Source organism: Actinomycetospora endophytica (assembly GCF_021026375.1).
In the GTDB taxonomy this organism is placed as follows: Bacteria; Actinomycetota; Actinomycetes; order Mycobacteriales; family Pseudonocardiaceae; genus Actinomycetospora; species Actinomycetospora endophytica.
The window spans coordinates 13,561-29,332 of sequence record NZ_JAJNDB010000006.1 but is presented as its reverse complement, the minus strand read 5'-3'; the positions used below and the strand labels follow the sequence as shown (position 1 = coordinate 29,332).

General features: G+C 73.9%; 13 protein-coding genes. 10 read left to right on the top strand and 3 right to left on the bottom strand.

Annotated features, from left to right (window positions below; all coding sequences use genetic code 11):
* The first annotated feature begins 69 nt into the window (after positions 1-69).
* A complete protein-coding gene (locus LQ327_RS23820) occupies positions 70-1,311 on the top strand; it encodes an EAL domain-containing protein (RefSeq protein WP_230738273.1) in 1,242 nt (413 codons plus the stop codon).
* A gap of 7 nt (positions 1,312-1,318) precedes the next feature.
* On the opposite strand, the gene LQ327_RS23815 is transcribed toward LQ327_RS23820, so the two are convergent.
* A complete protein-coding gene (locus LQ327_RS23815) occupies positions 1,319-1,996 on the bottom strand; it encodes an MBL fold metallo-hydrolase (RefSeq protein WP_230738272.1) in 678 nt (225 codons plus the stop codon).
* 411 nt (positions 1,997-2,407) lie between these two features.
* Between LQ327_RS23815 and uvrA the strand changes: the two genes are divergently transcribed.
* The 7 genes from uvrA (at position 2,408) to pheT (ending at position 11,531) form a co-directional block, all read left to right on the top strand.
* A complete protein-coding gene (gene uvrA / locus LQ327_RS23810; RefSeq protein ID WP_230738271.1) occupies positions 2,408-5,305 on the top strand; it encodes an excinuclease ABC subunit UvrA in 2,898 nt (965 codons plus the stop codon).
* Between the two features lie 349 nt (positions 5,306-5,654).
* Positions 5,655-6,242, top strand: a complete 588-nt coding sequence (gene infC / locus LQ327_RS23805; protein ID WP_230738752.1) for a translation initiation factor IF-3 — start codon at positions 5,655-5,657, stop codon at positions 6,240-6,242.
* 133 nt (positions 6,243-6,375) lie between these two features.
* Positions 6,376-6,567, top strand: a complete 192-nt coding sequence (gene rpmI / locus LQ327_RS23800; RefSeq protein ID WP_230738270.1) for a 50S ribosomal protein L35 — start codon at positions 6,376-6,378, stop codon at positions 6,565-6,567.
* Between the two features lie 73 nt (positions 6,568-6,640).
* Positions 6,641-7,033, top strand: a complete 393-nt coding sequence (gene rplT / locus LQ327_RS23795; protein WP_230738269.1) for a 50S ribosomal protein L20 — start codon at positions 6,641-6,643, stop codon at positions 7,031-7,033.
* Entirely contained in the window at positions 7,030-7,842 is an 813-nt protein-coding gene (locus LQ327_RS23790) for a TrmH family RNA methyltransferase (protein ID WP_269070828.1), read from the top strand. The genes rplT and LQ327_RS23790 overlap by 4 nt, the downstream gene beginning before the upstream one ends.
* A gap of 43 nt (positions 7,843-7,885) precedes the next feature.
* Positions 7,886-8,953: a phenylalanine--tRNA ligase subunit alpha gene (pheS, locus tag LQ327_RS23785; protein ID WP_230738267.1), complete on the top strand. Its 1,068-nt coding sequence runs from the start codon at positions 7,886-7,888 to the stop codon at positions 8,951-8,953.
* Between the two features lie 61 nt (positions 8,954-9,014).
* Positions 9,015-11,531: a phenylalanine--tRNA ligase subunit beta gene (gene pheT, locus LQ327_RS23780; RefSeq protein ID WP_230738266.1), complete on the top strand. Its 2,517-nt coding sequence runs from the start codon at positions 9,015-9,017 to the stop codon at positions 11,529-11,531.
* A gap of 51 nt (positions 11,532-11,582) precedes the next feature.
* Here pheT and LQ327_RS23775 read toward each other — a convergent pair whose 3' ends face one another.
* Positions 11,583-12,140: a TetR/AcrR family transcriptional regulator gene (locus tag LQ327_RS23775; protein ID WP_230738265.1), complete on the bottom strand. Its 558-nt coding sequence runs from the start codon at positions 12,138-12,140 to the stop codon at positions 11,583-11,585.
* A gap of 71 nt (positions 12,141-12,211) precedes the next feature.
* Between LQ327_RS23775 and LQ327_RS23770 the strand changes: the two genes are divergently transcribed.
* Complete coding sequence (locus LQ327_RS23770; RefSeq protein ID WP_230738264.1) at positions 12,212-13,030, top strand: alpha/beta hydrolase family protein; 819 nt, start codon at positions 12,212-12,214, stop codon at positions 13,028-13,030.
* Here LQ327_RS23770 and LQ327_RS23765 read toward each other — a convergent pair.
* Positions 13,009-14,703 (bottom strand): alpha-keto acid decarboxylase family protein, encoded by a 1,695-nt coding sequence (locus LQ327_RS23765; RefSeq protein ID WP_230738263.1) that lies wholly within the window; start codon positions 14,701-14,703, stop codon positions 13,009-13,011. The two genes, LQ327_RS23770 and LQ327_RS23765, sit on opposite strands and share 22 nt — an antisense overlap.
* A 48-nt stretch (positions 14,704-14,751) precedes the next feature.
* Here LQ327_RS23765 and LQ327_RS23760 point away from each other — a divergent pair, with 48 nt between their 5' ends.
* A complete protein-coding gene (locus LQ327_RS23760; RefSeq protein ID WP_230738262.1) occupies positions 14,752-15,750 on the top strand; it encodes a winged helix DNA-binding domain-containing protein in 999 nt (332 codons plus the stop codon).
* Positions 15,751-15,772 lie beyond the last annotated feature (22 nt).

Sequence of the window (15,772 nt, the reverse complement as noted above, 5' to 3'; positions counted from 1 at the left end):
CGTGCCGGGCCTGGTAGGGCCGTCGCACAAACGGGTACCCCCAGGTGTTCCCGGCGGAAGAGGTGGTTCGTGACCGACGCGCTGCGTGCGGTCGACGCCGAGCCCGAACTCTCCGGGCTCACCACGGTCTTCCAGCCGATCGTCGACCTCTCGACGGGTGCCGTCGTCGCCCACGAAGGGCTCACCCGCGGACCCGCCGGGGAGTGGCACTGCCCCGAGAAGCTCTTCCGGCACGCCCGGTCCCGCGGTGAGCTCGCGGAGCTGGACGAGTACTGCCGCGTGCTCGCCCTGCGCACCGCCCTCGCGGCCGGGTCCGCGGGCCCGTCGGCGCTGTTCCTCAACATCGAGCCGGACGGCATCCCGCTCGGTCCGCCCCCGGAGGAGGCGGTGACCTTCCTGCGCGGCGGCGGCCGGCTCGTCCTGGAGTTCACCGAACGCGCCCTCACCGGCGACCCGGCCCGGCTGCAGTGGTTCGCCACCCGCCTGCGCCACGTGGGCATCGCCGTCGCGCTCGACGACGTCGGGAGCCACCCGAGCTCGCTCGCCCTCATGCCGTTCCTGCGTCCCGAGGTCGTGAAGCTCGACCAGCGCCTGGTGCAGCACCCGGTCGACGAGGAGGTGGCCCGGGTCGCCGCGGCGGTCGGGGCCTACGCCGAGCGCAACGACGCCGTCGTCCTCGCCGAGGGCATCGAGACCCTCGAGCACGAGCGCACCGCCCGTGCCCTGGGCGCCACTCTCGCCCAGGGGTACCGCTTCGCCCGGCCCGGCCCGCTGCCGGTGGGCTCCGGCCGGATGCCGGTGGCCGGCCCGGGCGCCCCCGTCGCCCGGGGTCCCGAGGGCCCGACCCGGCTCAGCCCGCTCGACGCGGTCGCCCGCGTCCGTCGCCTGCACCGCGGCTCGGTCGAGGAGGTGCGCGTCGTCGCCACCCTGCTCGAGCAGCGCGCGGTCTCCGCGGAGGGCCCGACGGTGCTGCTCGGCTCCGTCGGACCCGACGGCGCCCCGCGCGCGGAGCGGGCCCGTCGCTTCGCCGCCGTGGCGCAGCACTCCGCCCTCGTCACGCTCGTCGGCGCGTCCGGCCCCCTGCCGGGCGGCGTCCGCGGCGCGGCCCTCGCCGACGGCGACCCGCTGCGCGACGAATGGGACGTCGCCGTCGTCGGGCCGCACGTGGCCGCCGCCCTGGTGGCGCGGCCGTGCGGGGTCGGCGAGATGGAGTACGCCGTGGTCCACGACCGCGACCTGGTGATGGAGGTGGCGCGCTCCCTGATGAGCCGCACCGTCCCGGCGCCGGGTGCGGCGGCGCCGGGCGTCTAGCGACGACTCACCAGCCGCGTTCGCGCCACTCCGGCAGCGACGGCCGCTCGGCGCCGAGCGTGGTGTCGTCGCCGTGGCCCGGGTAGACCCAGGTCTCGTCGTCGAACCGGCCGAACACCTTGCGCTCGAGGTCGTCCATCAGCGCGTTGTGGTGCTCGACCGTCGCGGTCTTGCCGTGCCCGCCCGGGAAGAGGCTGTCGCCGGTGAAGATGTGCCCGGTGCCGTCCGGGTCCCGGTAGTACAGCGCGATCGAGCCCGGGGTGTGACCGTCGAGGTGGATGACCTCGACGAACGAGTCGCCGAAGCGGACCTGGTCGTCGTCGCCCACGGTCCGGTCCGGCGCCACCGGCAGCTCCGGGCCGTCGAGCGGGTGGGCGTACGTGGTGGGGGAGACCGCCTTGATGACCTCGCCGAGCGCCTGCACGTGGTCCCAGTGCTGGTGGGTGGTGATGAGGTCCTTGAAGCCGTCGCGGGAGCCGACCGTGTCGACGGTGTCGAGCAGCCGGTCGGTCTCGTTGGCCGCGTCGATGAGCAGTGTGCGGCCGGTGGCCTTGTCGACCAGCACGTACGCGTTGTTGTCCATCGGCCCGACCGAGACCTTCGTGATGGTCACCGCGCCGAGGTCCCGCCGCGCGGCCGGGCCCTCCGGGTCGACGTGTCCGGTGTATGCGTCGAGGAGCTCCACGCCCGACAGTCTGCCCGGTACCGGCGCCCCTCGTCGTCCCCGGTTTCCTTGATCAGGGGCCCTGGAGCCATCCCGGCGGCGGTCCGCGCCTGCCTCATGGGCCCGTCGTCGTCTCGGAGGTCTCGGCGAGGGCGGGTGGTGGTCGCGTCCGTCACCCACGGGGCCCACCCGCTCGTCCGTTCGCCGCACGCCGCGCGGTGACGACGTCGGGTCGCGGTTGCGGCCCGCCGTCGGGAACGTGCCGTCCGTCGCCCCGGTCCGGGTGCGGCGGGCGCTGTCGGCGGGTGCTCTTAGCATGGGATGAGACCCCCGTGAGGCAGGGCGATCCGTCACCGCGGACGAGGCTGTCGGTGCCCCGGGGTATGCAGGGCGGGACGTCCTGCCCGCACTGCTGTTTCAGGGAGCTGATCCGTGGCCGACCGCCTCGTCGTCAAGGGCGCCCGTGAGCACAACCTCACGGGCGTCGACATCGACCTGCCGCGAGACAGCCTCGTCGTCTTCACCGGGCTGTCCGGGTCGGGGAAGTCCAGCCTGGCCTTCGACACGATCTTCGCGGAGGGCCAGCGGCGCTACGTCGAGTCGCTCTCGGCGTACGCGCGGCAGTTCCTCGGGCAGATGGACAAGCCGGACGTCGACTTCATCGAGGGCCTCTCGCCCGCGGTGTCGATCGACCAGAAGTCCACGAACCGCAACCCGCGCTCCACGGTCGGGACCATCACCGAGGTCTACGACTACCTGCGGCTGCTCTACGCCCGGGCGGGCACCCCGCACTGCCCGACGTGCGGCGAGGTGATCTCCAAGCAGACCCCGCAGCAGATCGTCGACCAGGTGCTCGAGATGGAGTCCGGGCGGCGGTTCCAGGTCCTGGCGCCGGTCATCCGCGGCCGCAAGGGCGAGTACGTCGACCTGTTCTCCCAGCTCCAGGGGCAGGGCTACTCCCGCGTCCTGGTCGACGGCACGGTGTATCCGCTGGCCGAGCCGCCGACGCTGAAGAAGCAGGAGAAGCACGACATCGCGGTCGTGGTCGACCGGCTCTCGGTGAAGGCCAGCGCGAAGCAGCGGCTCACCGACTCGGTCGAGACGGCCCTGCGGCTGGCCGAGGGCATCCTCGTGCTGGACTTCGTGGATCTCGAGGAGGACGACCCGGACCGCGAGCGCCGCTTCTCCGAGAAGATGGCCTGCCCGAACGGCCACCAGCTCGCGGTGGACGACCTCGAGCCCCGCGCGTTCTCGTTCAACTCGCCCTACGGCGCCTGCCCCACCTGTGCCGGTCTCGGCACGAAGATGGAGGTCGACCCGGAGCTGCTGGTGCCCGACGACGAGCTCTCGCTCGCCGACGGGGCCATCGCACCCTGGAACATGGGCCAGACGGCCGACTACTTCCAGCGGCTGCTGACGGCGCTCTCGCAGTCGATCGGCTTCCGGATGGACACGCCCTGGCGCAAGCTGCCCGCGGCGGTCAAGAAGGCCGTGCTGCACGGGTCGACCGACCAGGTGCACGTCCGGTACCGCAACCGCTACGGCCGCGAGCGCTCCTACTACGCGGCGTTCGAGGGTGTCGTCCCGTTCCTCGAGCGGCGCCTGGACCAGGCGGAGTCCGACAGCGCCCGGGAGCGCTACGAGGGCTACATGCGCGAGGTCCCGTGCCCGGTGTGCTCGGGGACGCGGCTCAAGCCGGAGATCCTCGCGGTGACGCTGCGCCACGAGACCCAGGGCGACCGCTCGATCGCCGAGATCTGCGCGCTGTCGGTGGCCGACTGCGCGGAGTTCCTCACCGGGCTCGTGCTCGGCGCGCGGGAGCAGGTGATCGCGGGCGCGGTGCTCAAGGAGATCGAGGCGCGGCTGGGCTTCCTGCTCGACGTCGGGCTGGACTACCTCACGCTCGCCCGGGCGGCGGGCACGCTGTCCGGCGGCGAGGCGCAGCGCATCCGGCTCGCGACGCAGATCGGGTCGGGCCTGGTGGGGGTGCTCTACGTCCTCGACGAGCCGTCGATCGGCCTGCACCAGCGCGACAACCGCCGGCTCATCGACACGCTGACCCGGCTGCGGAACCTCGGGAACACGCTGATCATCGTCGAGCACGACGAGGACACCGTCCGCGCGGCCGACCACGTGGTCGACATCGGGCCGGGGGCGGGCGAGCACGGCGGCCAGGTGGTGCACTCCGGGTCGGTGGCCGACCTCGAGGCCAACACCGCGTCGATGACGGGGGACTACCTCTCCGGCCGGCGCAGCATCCCGGTCCCCGACATCCGGCGGCCGCGGGACAAGAAGCGCCAGGTCGGGGTGGTCGGCGCCCGCGAGCACAACCTGCACGACGTCGACGTCTCGTTCCCGCTGGGCTGCCTGGTGTCGATCACCGGGGTGTCCGGGTCGGGCAAGTCGACGCTGGTCAACGACATCCTCGCGACGGTGCTGGCGAACAAGCTCAACGGGGCGCGTCAGGTCCCCGGCCGGCACACCCGCGTCACCGGGCTCGACAACCTCGACAAGCTGGTGAAGGTCGACCAGTCGCCGATCGGTCGCACCCCGCGGTCCAACCCGGCGACCTACACCGGCGTCTGGGACCACATGCGCAAGCTCTTCGCGGCGACGAACGAGGCGAAGGTCCGCGGGTACGGGCCCGGCCGCTTCTCGTTCAACGTCAAGGGCGGGCGCTGCGAGGCGTGCGCGGGCGACGGCACGATCAAGATCGAGATGAACTTCCTGCCGGACGTCTACGTCCCGTGCGAGGTGTGCAAGGGAGCCCGGTACAACCGCGAGACGCTCGAGGTGCACTACAAGGGCAAGACGGTGGCCGAGGTCCTCGACATGCCGATCGAGGAGGCCGCGGAGTTCTTCGAGCCGATCACGGCCATCCACCGCCACCTCAAGACCCTCACCGAGGTGGGCCTGGGCTACGTGCGGCTCGGCCAGCCCGCGCCGACCCTCTCCGGCGGCGAGGCCCAGCGCGTCAAGCTGGCCGCCGAGCTGCAGAAGCGCTCCATGGGCCGGACGATCTACATCCTCGACGAGCCGACCACGGGCCTGCACTTCGAGGACATCCGGAAGCTGCTCGGCGTGATCAACGGGCTGGTCGACAAGGGGAACACGGTGCTCGTCATCGAGCACAACCTCGACGTCATCAAGGTGTCCGACTGGGTCGTCGACATGGGTCCCGAGGGCGGCAACGGCGGCGGCACCGTGGTCGCCGAAGGCACTCCGGAGCAGGTGGCGGCGGTTCCGGAGAGCTACACCGGGCAGTTCCTGGCGGACCTGGTCACGCCCGAGGAGGCGCCGGCGAAGCGCTCCCGGGCCAAGGCGGGCTGAGCCGGGGCCGACCCCCGACACGGACACGCCCGGCGACCGTCCGACACGCCGGACTGGTACAGTCGGTGTGAGCGACCAGCTCGGTGAGTGCACTCTGCTCAGCGAGCGGCAAGTGGAGCCCCGCCTCCCACCCGGTCTGCCGCCTCAGGTGGCCGGGTCCGGTCAGCCGGCCCTCCGTGGGTCGGTGACGACGGCTCGCCGTCGGGAGAGATCCCGCCGGCACCGCCGGATCGGTACGAGTCAGGGCCCCCGCCACGAAGCACGACGGCGCGGGGCCTGATGTCGTGGGGAATTCGGACCCCTCTCGCCGGGTTGCGGCCGGAAACACTGTCGAACCCGAGGAGAACTCATCACCGTAGAGACGCGCATCAACGAGCGCATCCGCGTGCCCGAGGTCCGCCTGGTCGGTCCGAACGGCGAGCAGGTGGGCATCGTGCGCATCGAGGACGCCCTGCGGCTGGCCCGTGAGGCCGACCTCGACCTGGTGGAGGTCGCCGCCCAGGCGCGCCCGCCGGTCTGCAAGCTCATGGACTACGGCAAGTACAAGTACGAGAGCGCGCAGAAGGCCCGCGAGTCGCGGCGCAACCAGCAGCAGACCGTGATCAAGGAGCAGAAGCTCCGGCCGAAGATCGACCCGCACGACTACGAGACGAAGAAGGGTCACGTCACCCGCTTCCTCGGCCAGGGTCACAAGGTCAAGGTCACGATCATGTTCCGTGGACGCGAGCAGTCGCGTCCGGAGCTCGGCTTCCGGTTGCTGCAGCGACTCGCCGAGGACGTCGGCGATCTCGCGTTCGTCGAGGCTTCACCGAAGCAGGACGGCCGCAACATGACCATGGTGCTCGCGCCGAACAAGAAGGTCGCGAAGACGCCGAAGCAGCAGGCAGCACAGCAGGCCGAGGCCGAGCAGGCCGCTCAGCCCGAGCCCGCCTCCTGAGGCCCCGCGCAGCGGGCCGTACCGTCGTCGCTCGACGACGCCGGCCCGCTGCCGCGCGGGACGCAGGAGCCGCCCCCGCCCGGGCCGCACACAGTGCGATCCCCGGCCGGCCGGACGACCAGGACGAGGACGGATGAAGAACAAGACCCACTCCGGGACCAAGAAGCGCATCAAGGTGACGGGCTCCGGCAAGCTGATGCGCGAGAAGGCCGGCAAGCGCCACCTGCTGGAGAAGAAGTCCAGCCACAAGACGCGCGAGCTCGCCGGCGAGACCGAGGTCGCGCCGCAGGACGACAAGCGCCTGCGCCGCATGCTCGGTATCTGAGCGGTCCCCACCCACCCGGACCGGTCCCGCCGCGGCGGCCGACCGTCCCCGACATGACCTAAGGCAGGACGACGTGGCACGCGTCAAGCGCGCAGTCAACGCCCAGAAGAAGCGCCGCACCACCCTGGAGATGGCCAGCGGCTACCGCGGCCAGCGCTCGCGGCTGTACCGGAAGGCGAAGGAGCAGACGCTCCACTCGCTGACCTACCAGTACCGCGACCGGAAGCAGCGCAAGGGCGATTTCCGGCAGCTGTGGATCACCCGCATCAACGCCGCCGCCCGGGCCAACGACATGACCTACAACCGGTTCATGCAGGGCCTCAAGCTCGCGGGCATCGAGGTCGACCGCAAGAACCTGGCGGAGATCGCCGTCTCGGACCCGGCCGCCTTCACGGCGCTGGTCGAGACCGCGAAGGCCGCCGTCGCGGACGTGCCCAAGGGCGCGACCAACGAGGACGCCGCCTGAGCGAGGTTCTCACCGAACGCACCCCGCGCGTCGCGGCAGCCCGCAAGCTGCTGCGGCGCGCGGCGCGTGAGGACACCGGCCGTTTCCTCGTCGAGGGGGTGCGGCCCGCGTACGACGCGGTCGCCCGGGCGGAAGCCACGCCCGGCGCCGTCGTCGACCTCTTCGTCACCGAAGCCGTGGCCGACCGTGAGCGGGATCTGCTGATCCGCGCCCGGGCCGCGGACATCCGCACCGCGCTCGTCACCGAGAAGGCGGTCGCGACCCTCACCGACACCGTGCATCCGCAGGGACTCGTGCTCGTCTGCCGCCGCGACGAGTCCGAGCCCGCCGCCGCGCTCGCGCACGCCCGGCTCGTCGCCGTCCTGGCCGGGGTCGCCGACCCGGGCAACGCGGGCACCGTCATCCGCACCGCCGACGCGGCCGGCGCCGACGCCGTCCTGCTCACCGGCGACGCCGTCGACCCGTACAACCCCAAGTGCGTCCGCGCCAGCATGGGGAGCCTGTTCCACCTGCCGGTCCTGCGGGAGCGGTCGGTCGAGGCGGCCCTCGGCGCGTTGCGGGCGGCCCGGCTCGCCGTGGTGGTCGCCGACGGCGAGGGCGAGACCGAGCTCGGGCCGGCCACCGACGAACTGCTCGCCCGCCCCACCGCGTGGGTGCTGGGCAGCGAGGCGCACGGCGTGCCCGACGACCTCGCGGCCGCCGCCGACGCCCGGGTCCGGGTGCCGATCCGGGGGCGGGCCGAGAGCCTGAACCTCGCCACCGCCGCGGCGGTGTGCCTGTACGCGTCGGTGCGCGCCCAGGGTCGATAGACTCGACACCCACCCGCCGCAACCAGGAGCAGCAGCCACCCGCATGTCCGGAACCAACGACTCGTTCGACCCGAAGCAGGTCGCCGCGCTGTCCCCCGAGACCCTCGAGGCGGCCCGCGAGGAGGCGACGAGTGCGTTCGCCGGTGCGACGACGCTCGAGGCGCTGACGGCCCTCAAGCCCGCCCACCTCGGGGACCGCTCGCCGGTGCTGCTGGCCCGGCGCGAGATCGGGTCGCTGCCGCCGCAGGCGAAGGCCGACGCCGGGAAGCGGGTCAACGAGGCCCGGCAGTCGGTGCAGGCCGCGTACGACGAGCGCCACGAGGTCCTGCTCGCCGAGCGCGACGACCGGGTGCTGGCCGAGGAGGCCGTCGACGTCACGCTGCCGACCGACCGGCACCCGCGTGGCTCCCGCCACCCGCTCACCCAGACCTCGGAGCGGATCGCGGACGTCTTCGTCGCGATGGGCTGGGAGGTGGCCGAAGGGCCCGAGGTCGAGTCGGAGTGGTTCAACTTCGACGCGCTGAACTTCCTCCCGGACCACCCGGCCCGCACCATGCAGGACACCTTCCACACCGAGCCCGCCGAGGCGAAGCAGGTCCTGCGGACCCACACCTCGCCGGTGCAGATCCGCACGCTGCTCGAGCGCGACCTGCCGGTCTACGTCGTCTGCCCCGGCCGCACGTTCCGCACCGACGAGCTCGACGCGACCCACACCCCGGTCTTCCACCAGATCGAGGGCCTCGCCGTCGACAAGGGCCTGACGATGGCCCACCTCAAGGGCACGCTCGACGCGTTCGCCCGCGCCATGTTCGGCCCCGACTCCGCCATCCGGATGCGGCCGTCGTACTTCCCGTTCACCGAGCCCTCGGCGGAGCCCGACGTCTGGTTCCCCCAGAAGAAGGGCGGCGCGGGCTGGGTCGAGTGGGGCGGCTGCGGCATGGTCGACCCGAACGTCCTGCGGGCCTGCGGCGTCGACCCGGACGTCTACTCCGGGTTCGCCTTCGGAATGGGGCTGGAGCGCACGCTGATGTTCCGCAACGGCCTGCCCGACATGCGCGACATGGTGGAGGGCGACATCCGCTTCACCAGCGCGTTCGCCGTCGAGCCCTGAGGCCCCGAGCCCCTGAGCACCGCCCCCTGAAGTCCGGACGACCCTCCCGAAAGGCCCGATCGTGCGCGTCCCCGCCTCCTGGCTCGTCGAGCCCGTCGCCCTCGCCGACAGCGCAGGCGACCAGTCCGCGGATGCCCTCGCCGAGGCGCTGATCCGCGTCGGGTTCGAGGTCGAGGACGTCGAGCCGGTGGAGCCGGTGAGCGGCCCGCTGGTCATCGGCCGCGTGCTCGAGATCGAGGAGCTGGCCGAGTTCAAGAAGCCGATCCGGTTCTGCCGGGTCGACGTGGGGACGCGGGGCTCGGATGCCGATCAGCCGCAGGGCGTCGTCTGCGGCGCGACCAACTTCGCCGTCGGGGACCTCGTCGTCGCGGCCCTGCCCGGGACGACGCTGCCCGGCGGGTTCGGGATCGCCGCCCGCAAGACGTACGGCCGGACCTCCGACGGGATGCTCTGCGCGCTCGACGAGCTCGGCCTCGGCGAGGACCACAGCGGCATCCTCGTGCTGCCCCCGGGGACCGCGGAGCCGGGGGACGACGCCGTCGGGCTCCTGGGCCTCGACCCGGAGGCCCCCGACGCGGTGCTCGACATCGCCGTGAACCCCGACCGCGGCTACGCGCTGTCGGTCCGCGGTATGGGGCGCGAGCTCGCGTGCGCCTACGACGCGGCGTACGGGGATCCGGCCGCGATCGACCAGGGCCTCCCGGCGGCCACCGGGGACGGTTGGCCGGTGCGCGTCGAGCCGGACTCCGGCTGTCGCCGCTTCGTCGCCCGCCGCGTCACCGGGCTCGACCCGACGGCGCCGACCCCGTGGTGGATGCGCCGCCGCATCCTGCTCGCCGGCATCCGCCCGATCTCGCTCGCCGTCGACGTCACCAACTACGTGATGCTCGAGCTCGGCCAGCCGATGCACGCCTACGACGCGGCCCGGGTCACCGGCGACGTCGTCGTCCGCCGCGCCCGCACCGACGAGAAGCTGACGACGCTCGACGACGTGAGCCGCGCGCTCGACCCCGACGACGTCGCCGTCTGCGACGAGTCCGGGCCGATCGGGCTCGCCGGCGTGATGGGCGGCGCATCGACCGAGGTCACCCACGCGACCGCCGACGTCCTGCTCGAGGCCGCCACCTGGGACCCGGCCTCGGTCGCCCGCGCCGCCCGCCGTCACAAGCTGCCCAGCGAGGCCGCACGCCGCTTCGAGCGGGCCGTCGACCCGGCCGTGGCCCGCGCGGCGACCGACCTCGCCGCGGCCCTGCTCGAGCGCTACGGCGGCGCGACCGTCGAGTCCGGCGTCACCGACGCCGGGCCGTTCGCGGCGGGGACCGACCCGGCGGCGCCGCCCATCCGGATGGCGCTCGACCTGCCCGACCGCGTCGCCGGGGTCACCTATCCGCGCGGGGCGAGCGTCCGGCGCCTGGTGCAGGTGGGATGCGCGGTGGACGTCGAGTCCGACGGCGTGTCCGTGTCGCCCCCGACGTGGCGTCCCGACCTCACGCGGCCGGCGGACCTCGTCGAGGAGGTGCTGCGTCTCGAGGGCTACGAGTCGATCCCGTCGCAGCTTCCCGCCGCCGCGGCGGGCACCGGTCTGACGCTCGCGCAGCGTCGTCGCCGGCAGGTGTCGCGCGCCCTCGCCGACGCCGGGTATCAGGAGGTCCTGCCCTCGCCGTTCATGGCGCCGACGGTGCTCGACGCGTTCGGCCTGGACGACGACGACCCGCGCCGGTCCGCCGTCCGGCTCGCCAACCCGCTCGACGCCGACCGCTCGCTGGTGGCGACGACGCTGCTGCCCGGGCTGCTCGACGCCGTGGTGCGCAACGTGTCGCGCGGGCTGCGCGACCTCGCGCTCTTCCACGTCGGCCAGGTCGCCCGTCCCGACGGCACGCCCGGCCCGGCGCCCGAGGTCGGCGTGGAGTCCCGGCCCACCGACGCGCAGATCGCCGCGCTGCTCGGCCCGCTCCCGGCGCAGCCGCTGCGGGTCGGCGCCGTGCTGACCGGGGCGTGGGAGCGCCCGGGCTGGTGGGGCGAGGGCCGTCCGGCCACCTGGGCCGACGCCATCGACGCCGCCCGCACGGTGGCCGCCGTCTACGGCGCCGAGCTCACCGTCACCGCCGACCGGCACGCCCCGTGGCACCCCGGCCGGTGCGCGGCGCTGCACGTCGGCGACGTCCTGGTCGGGCACGCGGGCGAGCTGCACCCGAAGGTGCTCGAGGAGCTGGGACTGCCGGCGCGGACGTGCGCGGTGGAGCTGGAGCTCGACCGGCTGCCGGTCACCGAGGTGCTCGCCCGGCCCGAGGTGTCGGCGTTCCCGCCGGTGCTGCTCGACGTCGCGCTGGTCGTCCCGGTCGAGGCACCCGTGGCGGCGGTGCAGGCCGCGCTGACCGACGGCGGCGGGGAGCTGCTCGAGGACGTCCGGCTGTTCGACGTCTACAGCGGCGCGCAGGTCGGGGAGGGCCGGCGCTCGCTGGCGTTCGCGCTGCGGTTCCGCGCGCCGGACCGGACGCTCATCGTCGAGGAGGCGTCGGTCGCGCGCGACGCGGCGGTGGCGCTGGCGGGGGAGCGGCACGGGGCGGTGCTGCGATAGGTGCGCTCCGCGCTCGTGAGCAGTAATTGACGCCCGAGCGTCAATTACTGCTCACGAGCGCGACAGCGCACCGGTGAGCAGCCACCGCAGCCCGGTCGCGTAGGAGGCCCGGAGTCGGTCGGGCTCGATCGGGCCGGAGCCGTCGGCGGACGCCGCCACCGCCGCGTCCCCGATCGCGTGCACCACCAGCACCCGGATCGCGGAGTCCTGCGCCCCGCGGTCGGCCACCCCGCCCCGGGTGAGCAGGACCCGCATCGCCTCGCCGAGACGCTGCGCGTTCGGTCCCCGTGACCCCTGGCGGGCCACGAAGTGCGGCACCAGGCCCGGGTGGGCGAGCAGCAGCTCGTGGGTCGCGGTCATGAGCTCGGTGAGCCCCGCCGTCGGGTCGGTGTCCCCGGCGGGGAGCGGGAGCGCGCCCAGCAGGTCGTCGAGCACGGCGTCGAGCAGCCCGTCCCGGCCATCGACATGGCTGTAGAGGGCGTTCGGCGCCACCCCCAGACGCCCGGCGACCGCGCGCATCGACAGCGCCGACCCCTCGTCGAGCACGGCCCGGGCCGCCGTCACCACCGCATCCCGGTCGAGTCCTGCACGCTGTCCCGGAGCCCGCATGCTTCCGAACTGTACGCTGTCCAGCTAAGCTGTACAGCGTCCAATTCGATGCTCGAGACCAGGAGGACGCGATGTCCCTCGCTCCCGACGCCGTCACCGGCACCGCCGCCGGCGTGCCCTACGTGCTGCGCCCGCCGGCCAGGCCTCGTCCGGACGCGCCCCTGGTGGTCGCCTGGCACCTCATGGACGCGCCACGCACCGAACGCGCCTTCGCCGCCGCCCTTCCGCTGGAAGGGCTCGACGCCTGGCGGCTCTACCCCGGTCTCCCACTGTGCGGCGCGCGCTCGCCCGGCTTCGAGGAGATCATGCGGCTCGGTCGGGAGGAACCGGTCCTCAACCTGCACGGCGCGGTCAACGCCCAGGCCGTCGCCGAGCTGCCCGCCCTGCTCGACGCGGTGCGCGCGGAGCACGGGGTCGGTGACGGACCGGTCGCCGTCGTCGGCGGATCGGCCGGGGCGGGGATCGCCGGCGCGGCCGTCGTCGAGAAGGTGGTCGAGGCGCGCGCGGGCGTCCTGATCAGCCCGCTCCTGCAGCTGCGACCGATCGTCGCGCAGCTCTCGAGCTTCTTCGGGATGGAGTACCACTGGACGCCCGAGTCCGAGCCGGTGGCCGACCGGATGGATCTCGTGGCCCGGTCCGGGGAGCTCGGCCGCCTGCCGGTGCGCTTCATCGTGGGCGCCGACGACGCCGAGGCGTTCCTCCATCCCGCACAGCGGCTGCGCGAGGCGCTCGTCGCCGGCGGTGCGGTCGCCGACCTGCACGTGATCGAGGGCATGGGTCACGCCCTCGCCGAGGAGCCGGGCGTCGACCCCGCGCCGCAGACCGCCCACGCCGCCCGGGTCGACCGGCTCGCCGTCGCGTGGCTGGCTCAGGCCTTCGAGCTGCCCTGACCCGAGTTGGCCTGACCGAGGGCCTTCGTCAGGTCCGCGAGCAGCTGCGGGACGTCGTCGCGCGGGACGACCGCCTGGACCACGGCAAGCGTCGACGGATCCTCGCGCGCCGCGGTCAGCGCCGCGCGCAGCTCGCCCACCGTCTCCGCGCGGCAGGCCCGGGCCCCGCCCGCCGGCGCGAACATCGCGGGGACCGCCGTCCAGTCCCAGCGGGTGATGTCGTTGTAGGGCTCGGCGGGCCCGTGGATGGCGCGCTCGACGGTGTAGCCGTCGTTGTCGACCACGACGACCAGCGGTGCGAGGCCTTCCCGGACGATCGTCCCGAGCTCGGCGACCGTCAGCTGCGCGGCGCCGTCGCCGATGAGCAGGATCCCGCGCGAGTCGGGCTGGGCCAGGCAGGCCCCGAGCGTCGCCGGGAGCGTGTAGCCGATCGAGGCCCACAGCGGCTGCCCGATGAAGGTCACCCCGCTCGGCAGCCGGTGCGTGGAGGCGCCGTAGAAGGACGTGCCCTGGTCGGCGAGCACCAGGTCGCCCTCGCGCAGGAAGCCCGCGACCTCCGCCCAGAGCGCGTCCTGGCTCAGCGGCTCGGAGGCGTCCGTGGCGGGCAGCGGCGCGGCCGGGGTGGGCTCCCGCGGGGTCGCCGGGGCCCGGCCGGCGAGCTCGCGCACCAGCGGGATCAGCGCGCCGAGCGCGGTGGGCAGCTCGACGGGCGAGAACGTGGCCGCCCCGACGCTCGCCGTCCGCGGGCCCAGCTCGACCGTCCGCGGCCGGGTGATGCGCTGGGTGAAGAACCCGCTGGTCAGGTCGGTGAACTGGACACCCGCGACGATCAGTGCCGCCGCGTCCTCGATGGTGGTGCGGACCTCCTCGGCGCTCGCGCCGCCCGCGTACGTCCCGACGAAGTGGTTCACGCTCTCGTCGACGAGGCTCTTCGCCCAGACCGTCGTCGCGTGCGGTACCGGCCCGGCCCCCAGCAGCTCGCGGAGGACCTCGCGGCCGCCGACGCGGTGGGTCAGCAGCCCGGCCAGCAGCGCGACGTGGTCGACCGACCCGGCCTTCTCCAGCAGCGCCCGGGCGGCGTCGACGAACCCGGCGAGCGCCTCCGGGTCGGTGGTGTCGACCGGGGCGGGCAGGGGTCCCGACGGCGGGTCGGCAGGGGCGGCGGAGACGTCGGTGGGGATGAGCAGGTAGCCGGGCAGGTGCCGGTCCCGGACCTCGACGAGCACCCGGTCGATCTCCGCGCGGGCGGTGTCGGCCGTCAGCGCCGCGCGGGCACAGGTGATGCCCTCGTGCATCGTCATGAAGTGGGTGAACACGCCGTCGCCCAGCGAGTGGTGCACGACCCGGTGCGCGGACTGGTGGTCGGTCGACGGGGCCCCGACGACGTGCACGACCGGGACGTGCTCGGCGAAGCTCCCGGCCATCGCGTTGATCGCGGACAGCTCGCCCACCCCGAACGCCGTCGCCAGCGCCGCCATCCCGCGCAACCGGCCGTACCCGTCGGCGGCGTATCCCGCGTCGAGCTCGTTCGCGCAGCCCACCCAGGTCAGCGCCTCGTGACCGACCACGTGGTCGAGCATCGCGAGGTTGTAGTCGCCCGGCACCCCGAACACGTGCTCGACGCCCACCTCGGCGAGCCGGTCCGCCAGGTAGTCCGCGACGCAGTAGGTCATGTGCCGAGATGCTGCCAGTCCGCCCCGACACCCTGCGACGATTCGGGCGTGAACACCGACTCCGTGGGGCTGCGCCGCCTCGCCGCCCTCCGCCTGGTCGGCCCGCGCTGCGCGACGCCGGCCGACGCCGTCGCGGTGCTGGGCGCGGCGCAGGGCCAGGACCTGCCCGGCGTGCTGGAGTCGATCGCGCTGCGGACCGCGTCCGGGGACGCCGGCGAGGTCCGGCAGGCGTTCGACGACGGCCTCGTCGTCCGGTCGTGGCCGATGCGCCGGACGCTGCACGTCGTCCCGGCGCGCGACCTGGCGTGGATGCTCCCGCTCGCGACGGCCCGGCCGCTCGCCGAGGCGGCGAAGCGCCGCACGCAGTTCGGGCTGGCCGACGAGGCCGTCGACCGTGCGGGCGAGGTGGCCCGGGAGGCCCTGGCCGGGGGCGGGCGCCTGACGCGGGGTGAGCTCGCGCAGCGCTGGGCCGACGCCGGGCTCGCCCTCGAGTCCTCGCACGTCACGCACACGATCTCGGTGCTCGCGATGCACGGGGTGCTGGCGTACGGGCCGTTCGCCGGCGCGAAGGAGCAGGCGCTCGTGCTGCTCGACGAGTGGGTCCCCGAACCCCGCCGGCTCGACCGCGACGAGGCGCTGGCCGAGTGGGCCCGCATCTACTTCACCGGCCACGGACCGGCCCGGCGGCAGGACTTCGCGCGCTGGACCGGGCTGCCGGCCGCCGACGTCCGGACCGCGCTCGACGGCGCGCGGGAGCACCTCGTCACCGACGACGACGGGATGTTCCTCGACCCGACGACGCCGGACCGGCTCGCCGACGCCGCGGACCCGGGAGCGGAGCTCCTGCTGCCCGGGTTCGACGAGTTCGTGCTCGGCTACGGCGAGCGTGCCGAGGTTCTCGACCCCGCGCACGCGGACCGGATCGTGCCCGGCGGCAACGGCGTCTTCCGCCCGACGATCGTGCGTGACGGCCGCGTCGTCGGGTGCTGGAAGTGGGCGGGCAGCGGCAGGAACCGGCGGGTCGAGCGGGATCTCTTCGCCGGCTGATCATGCGTGGGCCGACGATCAG